The sequence below is a fragment of the Bradyrhizobium sp. USDA 376 genome (assembly GCF_054063675.1).
In genome coordinates, this window is sequence record NZ_JBSSGN010000001.1 from 6517296 (window position 1) to 6531651 (window position 14356).

Here is a 14356-nt window from a genome sequence, read left to right on the forward strand (position 1 = left end):
CGCGTCAGGCCAGTCGCCCTATTGCAGAGTCGGATCGAGCCGATCGCGCAGCCAGTCGCCGATTACGGAGACGGCCAGTGTGGTGATCACAATGGTGGTGGCCGGCGCCAGCATGATCCAGGGCGCCCGGGTCAGGTATTCGCGGCCATAGCCGACCATGTTGCCGAGGCTGGTCATCGGCGGCTGCACGCCGAGACCGAGGAAGGACAGGCCGGATTCCATGAGGATCACCTCGGGAAAGACCAGCGTGGTCGAGACGATCAGGGTGGAAGCGATGTTGGGCAGGATGTGCCGGAGGTAGATCCGCGACGGCGTTGCCCCTAACTGCCGGACGGCCGCGGCGTAGCCTTGCGCATTGGCGGAGATGGCAAGGCCGCGCGCGATGCGGGCATAGCGCTCCCAGCCGAACAGCCCCATCAGCCCGATCAGCAGCGGCAGCGAATTGCCGAAGAAGGCGAGCACCGCCAGCGCCATGATCAGGAAGGGCATGCTGGCCTGGAAGTCGGTCAGCATCAGCACGAGCTGCTCGACGGCGCCACGGAAATGCGCGGCAAGAAAACCGAGCGTGGTGCCGACGACTGCCGAGATCGCGGTGGCCCCAAACGCGATCAGGAGCGAGATACGGATGGAGACGAGAAGGCGCGACAGCACGTCACGGCCGAGCTCGTCGGTGCCGAGCCAATGCGCGGCATTGCCGGGCGCGGCGAGACGGTTGCGCAGGTCGAGCTGGGTGAAGCCGTAGGGCGCGATCTTCTCGGCGAAGGCGGCGATCACCAGCATCGCGACGATCCAGGTGACCGCCAGCGCAACCGAGACCGGGATCGCGGGAAGGCTGATGCGGCGGCGCGCGGCCGAATCCTTCAGCGTGGCGTCGGTCATGCATGCGCTCCCTTGGCGCGCAGGCGCGGATCGAGGAAGCCGTAGAGGAAGTCGACGATCAGGTTGGACGTCACCATGGTCATGGCCACCAGCAGCAGGATGCATTGCACGACCGCGAGGTCGCGGTTGGCGACGGCGACCACAAGGAGGCGCCCTACTCCCGGCCAGGCGAACACGCTCTCGACCACGACCGCGCCCGCGATCAGCGTGCCCACCATGAAGCCCAGAATGGTCACGGTCGGGATCGCCGCGTTCGGCAGCGCATGGGAGGTCACCACCTTGTGCCACGGCACGCCTTTTGCGGATGCGGTGCGGATATAGGGCTGGCCCAGCACCTCCAGCATGGCGCTGCGGGTGAAGCGCGCCAGCACCGCGGCGCCGCCGAGGCTGAGCGTCGCGATGGGAAGGATCGCGTGCCGCCAGCTCTCCTGCCCGCCCGAGGGCAGCCAGCCGAGCTGCACGGCGAAGACCAGCACCAGCAGCAACGCGAGCACGAAGCTCGGCACGGTGAAGCCGGCGACCGCCGTCATCATCACGGCACGATCAATCGCCGAGCCCCGGTGCAACGCCGCGTAGATACCGGCGGGAACGCCGAGCGCGACCTTGAAGAAGAAGGCCGGCAGCGTCAGGGCCAATGTCGCGGGGATCCGCTCCAGCACGAGCTGGATCGCGGGACGGCCGTCGCGCATGGAGCGGCCGAGCTCGCCCTTGGCGATGGCGCTGAAGTAATCGAGATACTGGAACCAGATGGGATCATCGAGGCCCCACGCCTTGCGGAATGCGGCAATGACTTCCGGCGGCGCTTCCGGCCCCAAAATCATCAGGGCCGGATCGCCTGACAGCCGCAGCACGACGAAGGCGAAGGTGACGACAAGCACGATCGTGAGTGCTGCGCGTCCGATGCGAATGGCGAAATAGCGTCCCATCACGCCGCGTCCCGCGTCTCGGCGCCCGTGACAAGATGGCAGGCGACCTGCCTGTCACCGCCGACGGCCGAGAGCGCCGGTACCTCGCTGGCACAGCGCGCAACGGCGCGCGGGCAGCGCGGATGGAAGGCGCAGCCTTGCGGCCGTGCGGCCGGGTTCGGCGGATCGCCCGCCAGCACGATGCGGCCGGCGCTGCGGCGGCCCGGTGCGGGCGAAGCCGAGACCAGCGCTTGCGTGTAGGGATGCTCCGGTCGCGCGAACAGATCGTCGGCGCTGCCGATCTCGACGATGCGGCCGAGATACATCACGGCGACGATATTGCTGATCTGCCTGACGACGCGCAGATCGTGGCTGATGAACAGCAGTGTCAGCCCGAGCTGCGCCTGGAGATCGCAAAGCAGGTTCACCACCTGCGCCTGGATCGACACGTCGAGCGCGCTGACCGGCTCGTCGCAGACCAGGAAATCCGGTTTCGTCGCCAGTGCGCGCGCCAGCACGATGCGCTGGCGCTGCCCGCCCGAAAGCGCGCCGGGATAGCGCGCGCCGTGCGCCGGCGTCAGTTCGACGGCGCGCAGCAATTCGCGCACGCGCTCCTCGCGCTCGGCGGACGTGCCGAGGCCGTGGATGTCGAGCGGCTCGCGGATTTGCGTTGCGACCGGCAGGCGCCGGTCCAGCGCGCCGAGCGGGTCCTGAAAGATCATCTGCATCCGCGCACGCTGCGTGCGCCACGCGGCCGTCCCTAGCGCGGCCATGGGCTTGCCGTCGAACCGCACCTCGCCGCGATCGGGCGGCTCGAGGCCGAGCACGATGCGGCCCGTGGTGGACTTGCCCGAACCGGACTCGCCGACGAGGCCCAGCGTTTCGCCTTTGCCAATCGTGAGCGACACGCCGTCGACGGCATGTATGGCGGTGGCTCGGCCGAACATTCCGGAGCGCATGCTGTAGCTGCGGGAGATCGTGGAGACCTCGACGAGCGGCGCGCTCATTCGGCGGCGATCCCGAGCAGCGCGCGGCGCGACGCCTCGGCACGGATACAGGCGACGGTACGGTCGTCGCTGATGAGCGCCAGGCTCGGCGTGGCAAGGCCGCACGGCTCGGCCGCCAGCGCGCAGCGCGGCGCGAAGGCGCATCCGCTGGGCATCTGCGCGGGATCAGGCACGGTGCCAGGAATGGCTGTGAGGCGCCGACGCGGTCCGTCGAGCGGCGGCAGTGCGCCGATCAGGCCCTGTGCATAGGGGTGCACGGGATCCGCGAAGAGCTGGTTGCTGGGTGCCTGCTCGACGATGCGGCCGGCATACATCACGGCGACGCGGTCGCAGTTCTCGGCGACGACGCCGAGATCGTGGCTGATCAGCACCATCGCCATGTTCATCTCGCGGCGGATGGTGGAGAGCAGCTCCAGGATCTGCGCCTGGATGGTGGCATCGAGCGCCGTGGTCGGCTCGTCCGCGATCAACAGGTCGGGATTTCCGGCGAGCGCCATCGCGATCATGATGCGCTGGACCTGGCCGCCGGAGAATTCGTGCGGATAGGCCGACAACCGCCGCGCCGCGTCGGGGATGCCGACGAGGTCGAGCAGCCGCTTCGCTTCGGCCTTCACTGCCTCGCCCTGGAGATCACGATGCAGCGCCAGCGCCTCGCAGAGCTGCTTGCGGATGGTCAGCACCGGATTGAGCGCGCTCGCCGGATCCTGGAAGATCATGGCGACGCGCCCGCCCCTGACACGATCGAGCTCGGCGGCCGGCGCGCCAAGGAGTTCACGTCCGTCGAGCCGCACCGAGCCCGAGACTCTTGCCTGCCGCGGCAGCAGGCCCAGCGCGGCAAGCCACGTCACCGACTTGCCGGAGCCGGACTCGCCGACGAGGCCGAGGGCCTCGCCCTTGCCAAGAGCGAGGTCGACACAGCGCAGCACCGGCACGCCATTGAAGGCGACGCTCAGGCCTTCGATGCTGACCAGCGGCGACACCCTTCAGACCTCGAAATTGCCGGCGCGGAAATCCATCGCGAAGGCGGGCGAGGCCTTCCACTTGATCGATTTCGGCTTGGCGGTGAAGGTCGCGTTCTGATGCAGCACCGTATAGGCGGGATCCTCGCGCTCGGCGATCTCCAGCATGCGGCGGAACGCCTTCTTGCGAGCGGCCCGGTCGGTCGAGGTCTCCAGGAACTCGGAGAGCGTGTTCAGCTCGGTGTTGGTCCACTCGCCGATCTGCTGCTGCTGCCCGTTCGGCCCGTGCTGGGCGACCAGCGAGGACACCGGATCGTTGAAGGCGGCCGAGTTCGACCAGTCGCGCACGGCGCGCGTGGGTGCCCGCTCCATGATCTGCGACCAGTTCTCCTTGGTCTCGATCTGCACGTTGAGGCCCACCGACTTCCACATCTCGACCAGCACCTGCGCGGTCGCGACCTGGTTTGTGTAGTAATTGTTGAGCAGGCGATAGGGAATCGGATCGCCCTTGTAATTGGCCTGCTTCAGCAGATCCTGCGCGAGCTTAGGATCGTAAGCCGGCACGCTCCAGTCGGCGTTGAACATGTCGCCATAGAACTCCCACTGCAGGCCCTTAGGCACGCGGGTGCGGCCGGCCCACAGGCTGTCGACGATGGCCTGGCGGTCGATCGCATGGGTGAAGGCGCGCCTGACAAGCGGATTGGCGAGCACGGCGTGGTTCTTGTCGAACACGGTCAGGCGATGATTGAGGATGGTGCCGCCCTGCACTTCGAACGCGGCATTCTTCTCGATGCCGGCGATCTGGTCCGGCGGAATGTCGCAGGCGAACTGGTATTCGCCCGAGAGCAGCCCGTTGATGCGGCTCGCGACCTCAGGGACCTCGAGGAAGCGGATGCGCTTGAGCGGCGGACGGCCGCCCCAATATTCGTCATGCGCTTCCAGGGTCAGCGACACGTCGGGCTTGAGCTCGACGACTTTGTACGGACCCGTGGTGATCGGCTTGCGCGCCCAGTCGAGATAGCTGGCGGACTCCTCCCAGGCGCGGCGGTTCATGATGTCGGAGCCGTAGCGCGACAGCCGGCCCTCGATGGTGACGTCGGGCGTCGCGTTGTAGAAGCGCACCGTGTACTTGTCGACGGCGTCGACGCGGACGAGGTCCGGCCAGATGCGGCGGGCGACGGCGGGAACGTCCGGCGGCAGCTCCTTGCCCGGACGCGGCGTCGGGATCTTCTCGAAGGCCTGGATGGTGGAGCGGCTCTTGGCCTCGGTCTCGCCGAACATGCGCTGGCGGCTGAAGGTGAAGACGACGTCTTCTGCAGTAAGCTCGTCGCCGTTGTGGAACTTGACGCCCTGGCGCAGCTTCACCTCGACGGTCTGGTCGTCGATGCGGCGCCATTCGGTGGCGAGCCCCGGCACGGCCTCGAGGCTGCCGCGCCAGTTCTTGGAGATCAGGCCTTCCCAGATCGAGGAGAAGAACACGCGCTCGCCGACATTGGACTGCTCGCGCAGCACGTCGAGCACGTTCGAATTGGTCACTTTCTGCACGGCGATCGTCACCGACGGGCGGTTGTCGCTCTGCGCGATGGCAAAGCGCGGCAGCAGCAGCGTGCCCGCGGCCGCGCCGCCGGACTTCAGGATGGTGCGACGGGTGAGTTTGCTCATGACAATAAGCCCTGCCCTCTGTGATGTCGGTTATTCGGCGAGGCCAAGCGCGGCGAGATGGGCCGCGCCGGCGCGGACGTCGTCGTGATTGCGGAGTTCGAGGATCAGCCGCGGGTTGGAGGTCAACCGTCCCAGCGCGCGGAACACAGCGACCCACGGGATATTGCCTTCGCCCGGCGCCCAGTGCCGGTCGGCAAAACCGTCGGTGTCCTGGAGATGCACATGCGTCAGCATGTCGCCGGCGGTCTCGACGTAATAGTCGACCGGCGGCGCGCCGGTGGAGATGTGGGCGTAGTTGGCGTGGCCGGTGTCGAGCGAGACGCGGATCTTGTTGCTTTCGAGTGCCTTGGCGAGGCGCACGCGGTCGCGCGGATCCTTGTCCTCGATGTTCTCGATCACGATCTCGCAGCCGATCGTCTCGGCACGCGCGATCACTTCGGCGAGCGTTGCCTTGACGCGTTCGACCAGATTGCTGCGGTTGTCAGGATAGAGATCGAGGTTGTTGTGGTCCCAGGTAGTGAACGGCGAATGGATCACCATCTGCGTCGCACCGAGGAACTCCGCTGCATCAAGCCCCTGCAGCAGGCGCTTGGTCACGGCCTGGCGGATCATCGGGTCGTGGCTGTCGATCTTGAAGCCCCAGAACGGCCCGTGGATGCCGAGGCGGCCGGTGTGACCGGCGAGCATCTGCTTGATCTCGCTCGCGGTCGCGCGCAAGTCGCTATCGAGCAGATCGGCGCGGAAAAAATCCTGGATTTCGAGATCGCGTTGCCGTTCCAGGAGCCAGTCGCGATGCGCGGGGATCGATCTGATGGACAACGCGGCGCCCAACACCGGCTTCGACATGGCTTGCTCCTTCGGTCGTCAGCGATGACGGGGAGCAGCGCTAGACCAGTTCAGTGACAGGCCCGTGAAATCGAGATTCCGCGGCGTCGAGCAGGTGTGGACATCCTGCACATCGCCAGCATCGATCTTGTGCAGCAGGGCTGCCGTCGATGCAGGCACGTGCAGTTTGCCGCAGAAGCAAGCTGAATCGTGTCCGTAGTGCTCCGGAATGGAATCCTATTCCGATCTCGCGTACATCGCGCGACATCGATCGGCGGCCACTTCCAGGGGCATCACCCTCTGATCGCGCACCAAGGGGTTGGGGGACCACATGGGGCGGGGGATCGAAGGCTGGGGCAAGGTGACGAGGTCCGGACTCCTAGGCACTCCGGACCTCGGAACTTTTTGAACGCGATTTCACGCCGTCCGGCTGCTCAGCCGAGCGGCGTGTCGTCGTTTCAGGGCCGTCTTGCCAGCCTCTCGCTCAGCGCGTTTGCGGCTCGATCGTGACCGTGCAATCACCCTGCCCTTGCGTCGCGACGACAATGTCGCCCGTGGCGGCACCGAGGGGAATCGGCGCAGACGAGCCGCCGCCGGGCATCTGAACCGTCACGCTCAACGAATCCATGCGCGCCGTCGAACCCACTGTCGTGGGCTCCGCCTCCGCAACATTGCCCGAGGCATCGCGCCGCATGATCCGGCAATTCACGTTGTTGCTCGCGTTGCTGCCGGCGGCAGCCATGCTCGATGTGGCAGCGCCGCCCATTTGTGCGCGGGCCCGCGACGGATCGCGCGGCACCTGGCTGACGATCCGATGCGTCCGCGGCTCCACGATGACGACGTCGTCAGCCGTCGCGAAATACTCGTAGTCCCGATATTGGGGCTCGATCGCGACGATCTCGGGCGGCAAGCGGTAGAGACGCACGCGCGAGGGAATCGTTTCGCCGACCCGGATCGAAATGTTCAGATTGCGCTCAGGCTGCGCGAGGCGTGCCCGGCTGACCGTTTCCGAGAGCCGCACCTGCCTCTCGGAGGTCACCTGGGCCTGCTGATTGACCTGCGTATTGGTCTGGGTCGTCTGGTTGGCTTGATTGGTCTGCGTACCGGTCTGAGACGGTGCGGTCTGCGCATTGGTGCTCGGAGCAGTCCGGCTCGTGTCCGTCGCGGTCGCCGGCCGGTTGGTTTGCGGCGCCGGCGGCTGTTGCTCCGCCGCATTGCGCGGAGGCTGGTTCTGGTTGCGCTCGTTCTGCTGGGCAGCGGGGCCGCTCCTGGATTTCTCGGACTCGGCCGTTGATTTCTGCGGCGCAGACTTGTCCTGCTTCGTCTCCGCGCTGCTCTTGCCGCCGTCGCGTCCGGTTTTCGTACCCTCGGCCTCGCGGCCGCGATCGCGCGAAGGCTCGCGAGAGTCTTGCGCCTGATCCTTCGCCTTCGGCTGATTGCGCTCGGCAGAATTGGCCGGCTGGCGCTTGTCGTCGCTGGCCTCGCGCTTGGCGCCGCCCTTGTCCTCGCGCCCCGCGCCCTGCGCTCGCTCCTGGGCGCCTTGCGCGCGCTCCTGAACGCGATCTTGGGCGCCACCGCGTTGCGGTGCAGCGCCCTTCGCCGGTTCCTCGGTCCGTTTCGGCTCGTCTCTGCGCTCGGGCGCCTGGGCATAGGCAATGCCGGACGCGAGCATAAGGCCGACGGCTGCAGTCGATAACATCAAGTGCTTACGCATTGTCCCTCTCCTCAACAAATCGCAACAACAGACGCGAACGTTCTGTTCGTGCGAATGTTCCTGAGCGGGAACGCAGCCATTCACCAGCGAGCGGATCAGGTCGCGCTCACATCGCATCCTTCAGCGTCAGCCGCGCCGTGAACGTCACGCTGATCTTGCCGACCAGCGCCATTCCCTCGACTTCCGCGCCACCGGGGAAATAGTCGCCGGAAAAGCCGCAGGTGACCTCCCTGCCCCCGAACACAAGCGTCCGGCCGACCGCTTCAGTGTGCTGGTTGACGATCATGTCACCGCGCCACTTCCCGTTCCGGAAGGTGTAGCTGCCGGTGTAGTAGAAATAGCTGTCGCCGCCCATGATGCGGCCGTCGCAGAGCACGACTACGCCTCTCGCCTGCCCGCGCTTGCCCTCGCGCATTTCGATGTCGAAGATGTAGAGGCCGTTGACGACGCTGGCCCCTTCACTCGCCTCTGAGCCTTCCCCGGCCGACATCAGATCGTCTCCCGGCAATATCGATCCGCCGCGCTAATCAGTTGGGCACGTTCCGTTCGAGATCCTCGAGCCACGCCGCGGCGCTCGAATCCGACGGCGCGCGCCAGTCGCCGCGCGGCGACAATGACCCGCCGGCCGACACTTTCGGGCCGTTGGGCATGGCCGAGCGCTTGAACTGGCTGAAGGCAAAGAAGCGGCGCAGGAACATCTCGAGCCAGCGCCGGATCTCGGGAAGATCATAGGCCTTGCGCCGATCGGTCGGGAACGCCGGCGGCCATTCGCCCTTGGCCACGTCCTTCCACGCCTGCAGCGCCATGAAGGCGATCTTGGACGGCCGCATGCCGAAGCGCAGCGTGTAGAACAAGTTGAAATCCTGCAGCTCGTAGGGACCGACCGAGGCTTCCGTGCTTTGCGGCTTCTCGCCGGGCTGCACGGGAACCAGCTCAGGCGAGATTTCTGCGGCGAGGATCGAGCCCAAGGTTCGGTTCACGTCGCCGCTGAACTGTTTCGAGGCGATCACCCAGCGGATCAGATGCTGGATCAGTGTCTTCGGCACGCCGGCATTGACGTTGTAATGCGCCATCTGGTCGCCGACGCCATAGGTGCACCAGCCCAGCGCGAGCTCGGAGAGATCGCCGGTGCCGATGACGATGCCACCGTGATGGTTGGCGAGGCGGAACAGATAATCCGTGCGCAGGCCAGCCTGCACGTTCTCGAAGGTGACGTCGTAGACCTTCTCGCCCTTGCCGAAGGGATGGCCGATGTCCTTCAGCATCTGCGTCGCCGTGGTGCGGATGTCGAGCTCCTGCCAGCTCGTCTGCAACGCCTTCATCAGCGCCAGCGCGTTGGTCTTGCTCTCGCTGCCGGTGGCAAAGCCCGGCATGGTGTAGGCGAGGATGTTTTCACGGGGCAGGCCGAGCAGGTCGACCGCTTTGGCCGCGACGATCAGAGCATGCGTGGAATCAAGGCCGCCCGAGACGCCGATCACGACGCGCTTGGTGCCGGTCGCGCGCATGCGCTGCACGAGGCCGGCGACCTGGATGTTGTAGGCTTCGTAGCAGTCCAACTCGAGCAGGCTCTCGTCGCTCGGCACGAACGGGAAGCGCTCGACCTTGCGCAGGAACCCGATATCGGCAGCCGGCGGCTTCAGGGCGAACGTTACCTTGCGGAAGAACGCTTCGCGCTGGCGGCGGTTGTCGTCGAACGTGCCCATCAGGGCGCGCTCCTGCCTCAGCAGATCGAGATCGACATCAGCATAGGTGATCTGGCCGCCCTGGCGGAACCGCTCGCCTTCGGCCAGCAGCTCGCCGTTCTCGTAGACCGAGGTCTGGCCGTCCCAGGCCAGATCGGTGGTCGATTCCCCGGCCCCGGCGGCGGAGTAGACGTAGGCCGCAAGACAGCGCGCCGAGGTCGACTGGCACAGCAGCGCACGCGAGCGCGCCCGGCCGATCGTGATCGGGCTGCCCGAGAGATTGATCAGCACGCTGGCACCCGCCAGCGCGAGCTCCGAGGCCGGCGTCACGGGGATCCACATGTCCTCGCAGATCTCGACGCCGATGGTCAGGCCTGGGACGTCCTCGGCCGCGAACAGCAGGTCGACGCCGAATGGTGCGTGCAGACCGCCAAAGGAAATGGTCTCGCCGGCAATTCCGGCGCCGGAGGCGAAATGGCGTCCCTCGTAGAACTCGCGGTAGGTCGGCAGGTACGATTTCGGCACGACACCAAGAACGTTGCCGCGATGGACGACGACGGCGCAATTGTAGATGCGGTGACCAAAGCGCAGCGGCGCACCAACGATCAGGACGCTCATCATTGCGGCGGAGGCCTCAACGATGGCGGCGAGCCCGCGCTCGACCGCATCGAGCAGCGGATCCTGCTTCACCAGGTCCTCGATCGCATAACCGGACAGGCACAGCTCGGGAAACACGGCAACTGCCACCGACTGCTCGTGGCAGGCATTGGCCGCCGCCAGGATCGCCTTCGCATTAGCCGAGGGATCGGCCACATGGGAGGTGGTCACGCAGGCTGCCACGCGCGCAAATCCGTGGGTGTAGATCGAGTGGAAAGTCATCAAGCGCAGTACCCTTAAATCTCTTCCGGCCGCAGCCGTCAGCTCCAGTCATATGTAGCCCATCGATCTGGCCCCGTGCAGGCCATCCGCCATCATGCATAACGGATTTGCGCCCCGGCCGGTCCGGCGCCCGGCGAGCTCAAGCGCTGCGGGCCAGGACGCCGGACAGATCGCCGCGCAGCCACTCGGCGATCCGGGGCCAGGCGTGCGCGTGGATCCGCGCGCCCATGAACAGGCCGAGATGATTGCTCGGCTCGGACGCCGCCGCAATGAAGGCGGGCGGCGTACCGACAAGCTTGGCCGTGGCGAGCGCCTGTGTTGCCGGCACCACCTCGTCGTCGAGCCCGGCCAGCAGGAAGATCGGCGCCTTGACGTCCTTGAGACGAACCTTTCGGCCGAGCGCGACGAAATTGCCGGCGGCGATCCGGTTCTCCCGGAAAATCCAGTTGACGATCTCCAGATAATAAGTCCCGGGCAGATCGAGCGTCTCCACGTTCCACTGGTCGAAGCGCGCGAGCAGCGCCGCCCCCTCCTCGTCCGCGAGCTCCCTCTGCAAGGCGGCCGCGATATCGTCGCGGCTTGGCGTTTTCGACCAGAAGCGCAGCATCTCCTCGCCGCTAACATTGCCGCCGCCGCGCGCGACGAGCTGGTCGAAGACCATGCCGGGCGCGTTGCGGGCGAGCCGCGACATCGCCGAGTCGATCGACAGGTCGACCGGCGCGCCGGCCAACACCAGGCGCCGCACCTTGGCGGGAAAGCGCGCCGCATAGAGCAGCGACAGCCAGCCCCCCTGGCACAGACCGACGAGATCAACCGGCGCGCCGATCTCGTCGATGGCGACGTTGAGATCCGTCAGATAGCTGTCGATCGAGAGATAGCGCATATCTGATGTCGCCGACCGCCAGTCGGTGAGATAGACCCGGTCGATGCCGCCATTTTGCAGCGACTGCACCACGCTGTGGCCCGGCGCGAAGTCGGCGATCAGGGCCCGGTGCAGCGCATAGGGCGCGCAGACCAGCGCCGGCTGGCCGGACTGGTCCGTCGTGCATTCGCGCAGGCGCATGGTTGCAAGCTCCAGCGCCACCGTGCTCGGCGTCGTCCACGGCAGGCTGCTGTCAGCCGGCTCCGCCGGCCCGCGCTCCATCCACCAGAAGCAGGCATCCATGGCGAGCCGGGCCGCTGCAAACGGCCACAGCAGCGGGTCGTCTTGGACGCGATCCGGTCCGCTGGACTGTTTGCCTGTCTTGTCCACCACTCTATCTCGCACTCCTCACAGGAACGCCTCGAAGCTGATGACGGAAATGCCGAGCTCGCCAAAACTCCGATGGGCCGCAGCCATGGAGCCGTCGAGGTCGATGCCGCGGCAGGCATCCTCGATCACCGCGACCTCGAATCCCGCCTTGCGGGCATCCTCCGCCGAAAAGCGGACACAGAAATCCAGCGCAAGTCCCGCGACGAAGACGGTCTTCAGCTCGCGCTCGCGCAAATAGCCGAGCAGGCCCGTCGGCGTCCTGTGGTCGTTCTCGAACAGCGCCGAATAGGAATCGATGCCGCGGCGAAAGCCCTTGCGCACCACCAGGCTCGCCCTCGTGAGGTCCAACTCCTCGTGGAATTCGGCGCCGGCCGTGCCCTGCACGCAATGCGACGGCCAGAGCACCTGGGTGCCATAGTCCAGCTCGATGGTCTGGAACGGCTGCCTGCCCGCATGGTTCGGCGCGAAGGAGACATGATCAGCCGGATGCCAGTCCTGGGTCAGCACCACATTGGCGAATTTTTGGGCGATGCGATTGATGGCGGGCACGACTTTCTCGCCGCCGGGCACGGCCAGCGCGCCACCGGTGCAGAAGTCGTTCTGCACGTCGATCACCAGCAGCACGTCGCGGTCGGCAATCTTCATCGCAAGGCTCCGTTCCAGCCGCCCGGCGCCTGGCGCCGAACGCTCGCTCCAGTGTCGATCTTCCGGCGCAGCTTCGCAACCACCGACAGCATGCGGCGATACCGCACTGATGGCCAGGGGGCATGCCGGGATGCAACGGTTTGGCCTTGTCCGTGTTGACTAGGCACAATCAAGCGAGGATTCTCGGACCGTCCGCGCAGTTGCGGATCGGATCAGGAACGGAGACAGGGGTTCCCGTAGGCCGACAAGGCCGCGGCAGCCGCAGGGCCATGGGTATCGGCAGGACAGGGCAAATTCTTCTCGCCGATATCGGCGGCACCAATGCGCGCTTTGCGCTGAGCCAGCGCGATGGCGACCAGACGGGACCGATCGACTATGTGAAGGTTGCTGACTTCCCGACTGTCCGGGAAGCCATTGTCGATGTGCTGGCGCGCAAATCTGGCGGCGAGCCGCCCCGACGAGCCGTGCTGGCGGTGGCGGGCCCTGTCACCAACAACCGCTGCGTCATGACCAACAGCCCCTGGGTCATCGACGGCAACGAACTCCAGCCGGCCCTCGGCTTCGACAGCGTCCACGTGCTCAACGATTTCGAGGTGGTGGCCTGGTCGCTGCCGGCCTTGCAGCCGGCCGATCTGATCCCGCTCGGCGGGCAAGATGGCCTGCCCGGAGAACCGCTGCTGGTGGTCGGGCCTGGAACCGGCTTTGGCGTCTCCTGCCTGGTCGAGCGTCATGGAGCGCGCCTGGCTGTCGTCACCGAAGCCGGGCACGCGACGCTGCCGGCCGAGAACGAGCGCGAGGAGCGCGTGATCGCGTGCCTGCGCCAGCGCCTCGGCCATGTCTCGATCGAGCGCGGCGCGCTGTCGGGCTCGGGCTTGCAAAGCCTCTATGAAGCCCTGGCGGAGGTCGACGGCACCCAGGTGCCGCAACGCGATGCCGCTGCCATCACCAAGGCGGCCCTGGACGGCAGTTGCGCGCACAGCCGCGCGACGCTGGAGATGTTTTGCGCCACCCTCGGCTCTGTCGCCGGCAATCTCGCGGTGACCTTCGGCGCCCGCGGCGGCGTCTATATCGCCGGCGGGATCGTGCCGCGCTTTCCCGAGTTCCTTGCCGCCTCGGCCTTCCGCGCGCGCTTCGAGGCCAAGGGACGCTTCCAGGATTACTTGCGCAACATTCCGACCCGGCTGGTCACCAGGCCCGATGCGAGCTTCCTCGGCTTGAAGATGTTTGCCGACCACAATCCGGATTGAAGCACAGCCGGCAGAGGCCGTCCGGTCCGTTAACCAATTCACAGCTGATTGCATCGAAAGCGGGGTTCCACGCAGGATCGTGCTTGCCCGATTGTTTCCCTTGGGAAACAATCCACCCAGTGTGTGGCGTTAGTTGCGGGGGGCGTGACATGCGTAAGCAGGACGTAGGGTTCGACTATCACCGCTATCACCGCCTGCTGACCGAGGCGGACGACGAGGACAAGCGGCTCGCCCTGATCGAGCTCTTGATCGAAGAGAAAGCGCGAGACCGGCTGGCCGCCCAGCGCGCCTCGGATCGCGCCGCCATGACCGCCCATACCATCGCCACCGTCTTGAGGAACGGCCGCAGCTGAGACGTGCGGTCCCGGGACGGCACGCGCGCTGAAGCGTGCCGGCTGCGATTCCGTTAAGGATCCCTCGCAATCTCACGTCAAACTTTTTGCTCTAGGAGTTCCCTCACCTGATGCAATTCAGGATCAACAAAGGGGGGAATGAACATGAGCATGATTTCGCTCGCCGCGATGCCGGCCGTCGCCGAAGCGCGTTTCGCCGGATCTTCGTTCAAGACCATCTTGCTGTTCTGCTGCGCGGGCCTCCTCGCCTCGTTCGGCCTGATGGCGCGCGGCATTGATCTCGGTGCCGGCCTGATCTGAGGTCGTGACGGATTTCTTCGTGAAATGGCCGCCCCACGGGCGGCCAT

At 66.3% G+C, this 14356-nt stretch carries 14 protein-coding genes; 3 read left to right on the forward strand and 11 right to left on the reverse strand.

Going from position 1 to position 14356, the window contains the following annotated elements:
- Positions 1–18: 18 nt before the first annotated feature.
- The 11 genes from ACVJ19_RS30315 to pncA all read right to left on the reverse strand — a co-directional run bounded on the left by ACVJ19_RS30315 (position 19) and on the right by pncA (position 12409).
- Positions 19–879: an ABC transporter permease gene (locus ACVJ19_RS30315; protein ID WP_453952828.1), complete on the reverse strand. Its 861-nt coding sequence runs from the start codon at positions 877–879 to the stop codon at positions 19–21.
- On the reverse strand, positions 876–1805 hold the full coding sequence (locus ACVJ19_RS30320; protein WP_453952829.1) for an ABC transporter permease: 930 nt from the start codon (positions 1803–1805) through the stop codon (positions 876–878). The genes ACVJ19_RS30315 and ACVJ19_RS30320 overlap by 4 nt, the downstream gene beginning before the upstream one ends.
- Positions 1805–2791, reverse strand: coding sequence for an ABC transporter ATP-binding protein (locus ACVJ19_RS30325; RefSeq protein WP_453952830.1), 987 nt, complete (start codon positions 2789–2791; stop codon positions 1805–1807). Before ACVJ19_RS30325 ends, ACVJ19_RS30320 begins: the two co-directional genes overlap by 1 nt.
- Entirely contained in the window at positions 2788–3771 is a 984-nt protein-coding gene (locus ACVJ19_RS30330; protein ID WP_453952831.1) for an ABC transporter ATP-binding protein, read from the reverse strand. The genes ACVJ19_RS30325 and ACVJ19_RS30330 overlap by 4 nt, the downstream gene beginning before the upstream one ends.
- A 3-nt stretch (positions 3772–3774) precedes the next feature.
- On the reverse strand, positions 3775–5412 hold the full coding sequence (locus tag ACVJ19_RS30335; protein ID WP_453952832.1) for an ABC transporter substrate-binding protein: 1638 nt from the start codon (positions 5410–5412) through the stop codon (positions 3775–3777).
- Positions 5413–5442: 30 nt separating this feature from the next.
- A complete protein-coding gene (locus tag ACVJ19_RS30340; protein ID WP_453952833.1) occupies positions 5443–6258 on the reverse strand; it encodes a sugar phosphate isomerase/epimerase family protein in 816 nt (271 codons plus the stop codon).
- Between the two features lie 463 nt (positions 6259–6721).
- Complete coding sequence (locus ACVJ19_RS30345) at positions 6722–7951, reverse strand: DUF1236 domain-containing protein (protein WP_453952834.1); 1230 nt, start codon at positions 7949–7951, stop codon at positions 6722–6724.
- 106 nt (positions 7952–8057) lie between these two features.
- The gene (locus tag ACVJ19_RS30350) at positions 8058–8441 is read right to left on the reverse strand and encodes a GrlR family regulatory protein (RefSeq protein ID WP_453952835.1); all 384 of its coding nucleotides are present in this window, start codon (positions 8439–8441) and stop codon (positions 8058–8060) included.
- Between the two features lie 37 nt (positions 8442–8478).
- The gene (locus ACVJ19_RS30355; protein ID WP_453955246.1) at positions 8479–10512 is read right to left on the reverse strand and encodes an NAD(+) synthase; all 2034 of its coding nucleotides are present in this window, start codon (positions 10510–10512) and stop codon (positions 8479–8481) included.
- 139 nt (positions 10513–10651) lie between these two features.
- Positions 10652–11767: an alpha/beta fold hydrolase gene (locus ACVJ19_RS30360; RefSeq protein ID WP_453952836.1), complete on the reverse strand. Its 1116-nt coding sequence runs from the start codon at positions 11765–11767 to the stop codon at positions 10652–10654.
- A gap of 15 nt (positions 11768–11782) precedes the next feature.
- Positions 11783–12409: a bifunctional nicotinamidase/pyrazinamidase gene (gene pncA / locus ACVJ19_RS30365; RefSeq protein WP_453952837.1), complete on the reverse strand. Its 627-nt coding sequence runs from the start codon at positions 12407–12409 to the stop codon at positions 11783–11785.
- Positions 12410–12678: 269 nt separating this feature from the next.
- Between pncA and glk the strand changes: the two genes are divergently transcribed.
- The 3 genes from glk to ACVJ19_RS30380 all read left to right on the forward strand — a co-directional run bounded on the left by glk (position 12679) and on the right by ACVJ19_RS30380 (position 14309).
- Positions 12679–13656 (forward strand): glucokinase, encoded by a 978-nt coding sequence (gene glk / locus ACVJ19_RS30370; protein ID WP_453952838.1) that lies wholly within the window; start codon positions 12679–12681, stop codon positions 13654–13656.
- A gap of 149 nt (positions 13657–13805) precedes the next feature.
- The gene (locus tag ACVJ19_RS30375; protein ID WP_018642023.1) at positions 13806–14009 is read left to right on the forward strand and encodes a hypothetical protein; all 204 of its coding nucleotides are present in this window, start codon (positions 13806–13808) and stop codon (positions 14007–14009) included.
- A gap of 144 nt (positions 14010–14153) precedes the next feature.
- A complete protein-coding gene (locus ACVJ19_RS30380) occupies positions 14154–14309 on the forward strand; it encodes a hypothetical protein (protein WP_453952839.1) in 156 nt (51 codons plus the stop codon).
- Positions 14310–14356 lie beyond the last annotated feature (47 nt).

Bases quoted from the DNA above. Each gene is read 5' to 3' on its own strand.
- ACVJ19_RS30325 (WP_453952830.1), bottom strand. From the start codon at position 2,791: ATGAGCGCGCCGCTCGTCGAGGTCTCCACGATCTCCCGCAGCTACAGC.
- ACVJ19_RS30340 (WP_453952833.1), bottom strand. From the start codon at position 6,258: ATGTCGAAGCCGGTGTTGGGCGCCGCGTTGTCCATCAGATCGATCCCC.
- ACVJ19_RS30350 (WP_453952835.1), bottom strand. From the start codon at position 8,441: ATGTCGGCCGGGGAAGGCTCAGAGGCGAGTGAAGGGGCCAGCGTCGTC.
- ACVJ19_RS30315 (WP_453952828.1), bottom strand. From the start codon at position 879: ATGACCGACGCCACGCTGAAGGATTCGGCCGCGCGCCGCCGCATCAGC.
- ACVJ19_RS30335 (WP_453952832.1), bottom strand. From the start codon at position 5,412: ATGAGCAAACTCACCCGTCGCACCATCCTGAAGTCCGGCGGCGCGGCC.
- ACVJ19_RS30380 (WP_453952839.1), top strand. From the start codon at position 14,154: ATGAGCATGATTTCGCTCGCCGCGATGCCGGCCGTCGCCGAAGCGCGT.
- ACVJ19_RS30345 (WP_453952834.1), bottom strand. From the start codon at position 7,951: ATGCGTAAGCACTTGATGTTATCGACTGCAGCCGTCGGCCTTATGCTC.
- pncA (WP_453952837.1), bottom strand. From the start codon at position 12,409: ATGAAGATTGCCGACCGCGACGTGCTGCTGGTGATCGACGTGCAGAAC.
- ACVJ19_RS30320 (WP_453952829.1), bottom strand. From the start codon at position 1,805: ATGGGACGCTATTTCGCCATTCGCATCGGACGCGCAGCACTCACGATC.
- glk (WP_453952838.1), top strand. From the start codon at position 12,679: ATGGGTATCGGCAGGACAGGGCAAATTCTTCTCGCCGATATCGGCGGC.
- ACVJ19_RS30375 (WP_018642023.1), top strand. From the start codon at position 13,806: ATGCGTAAGCAGGACGTAGGGTTCGACTATCACCGCTATCACCGCCTG.
- ACVJ19_RS30355 (WP_453955246.1), bottom strand. From the start codon at position 10,512: ATGACTTTCCACTCGATCTACACCCACGGATTTGCGCGCGTGGCAGCC.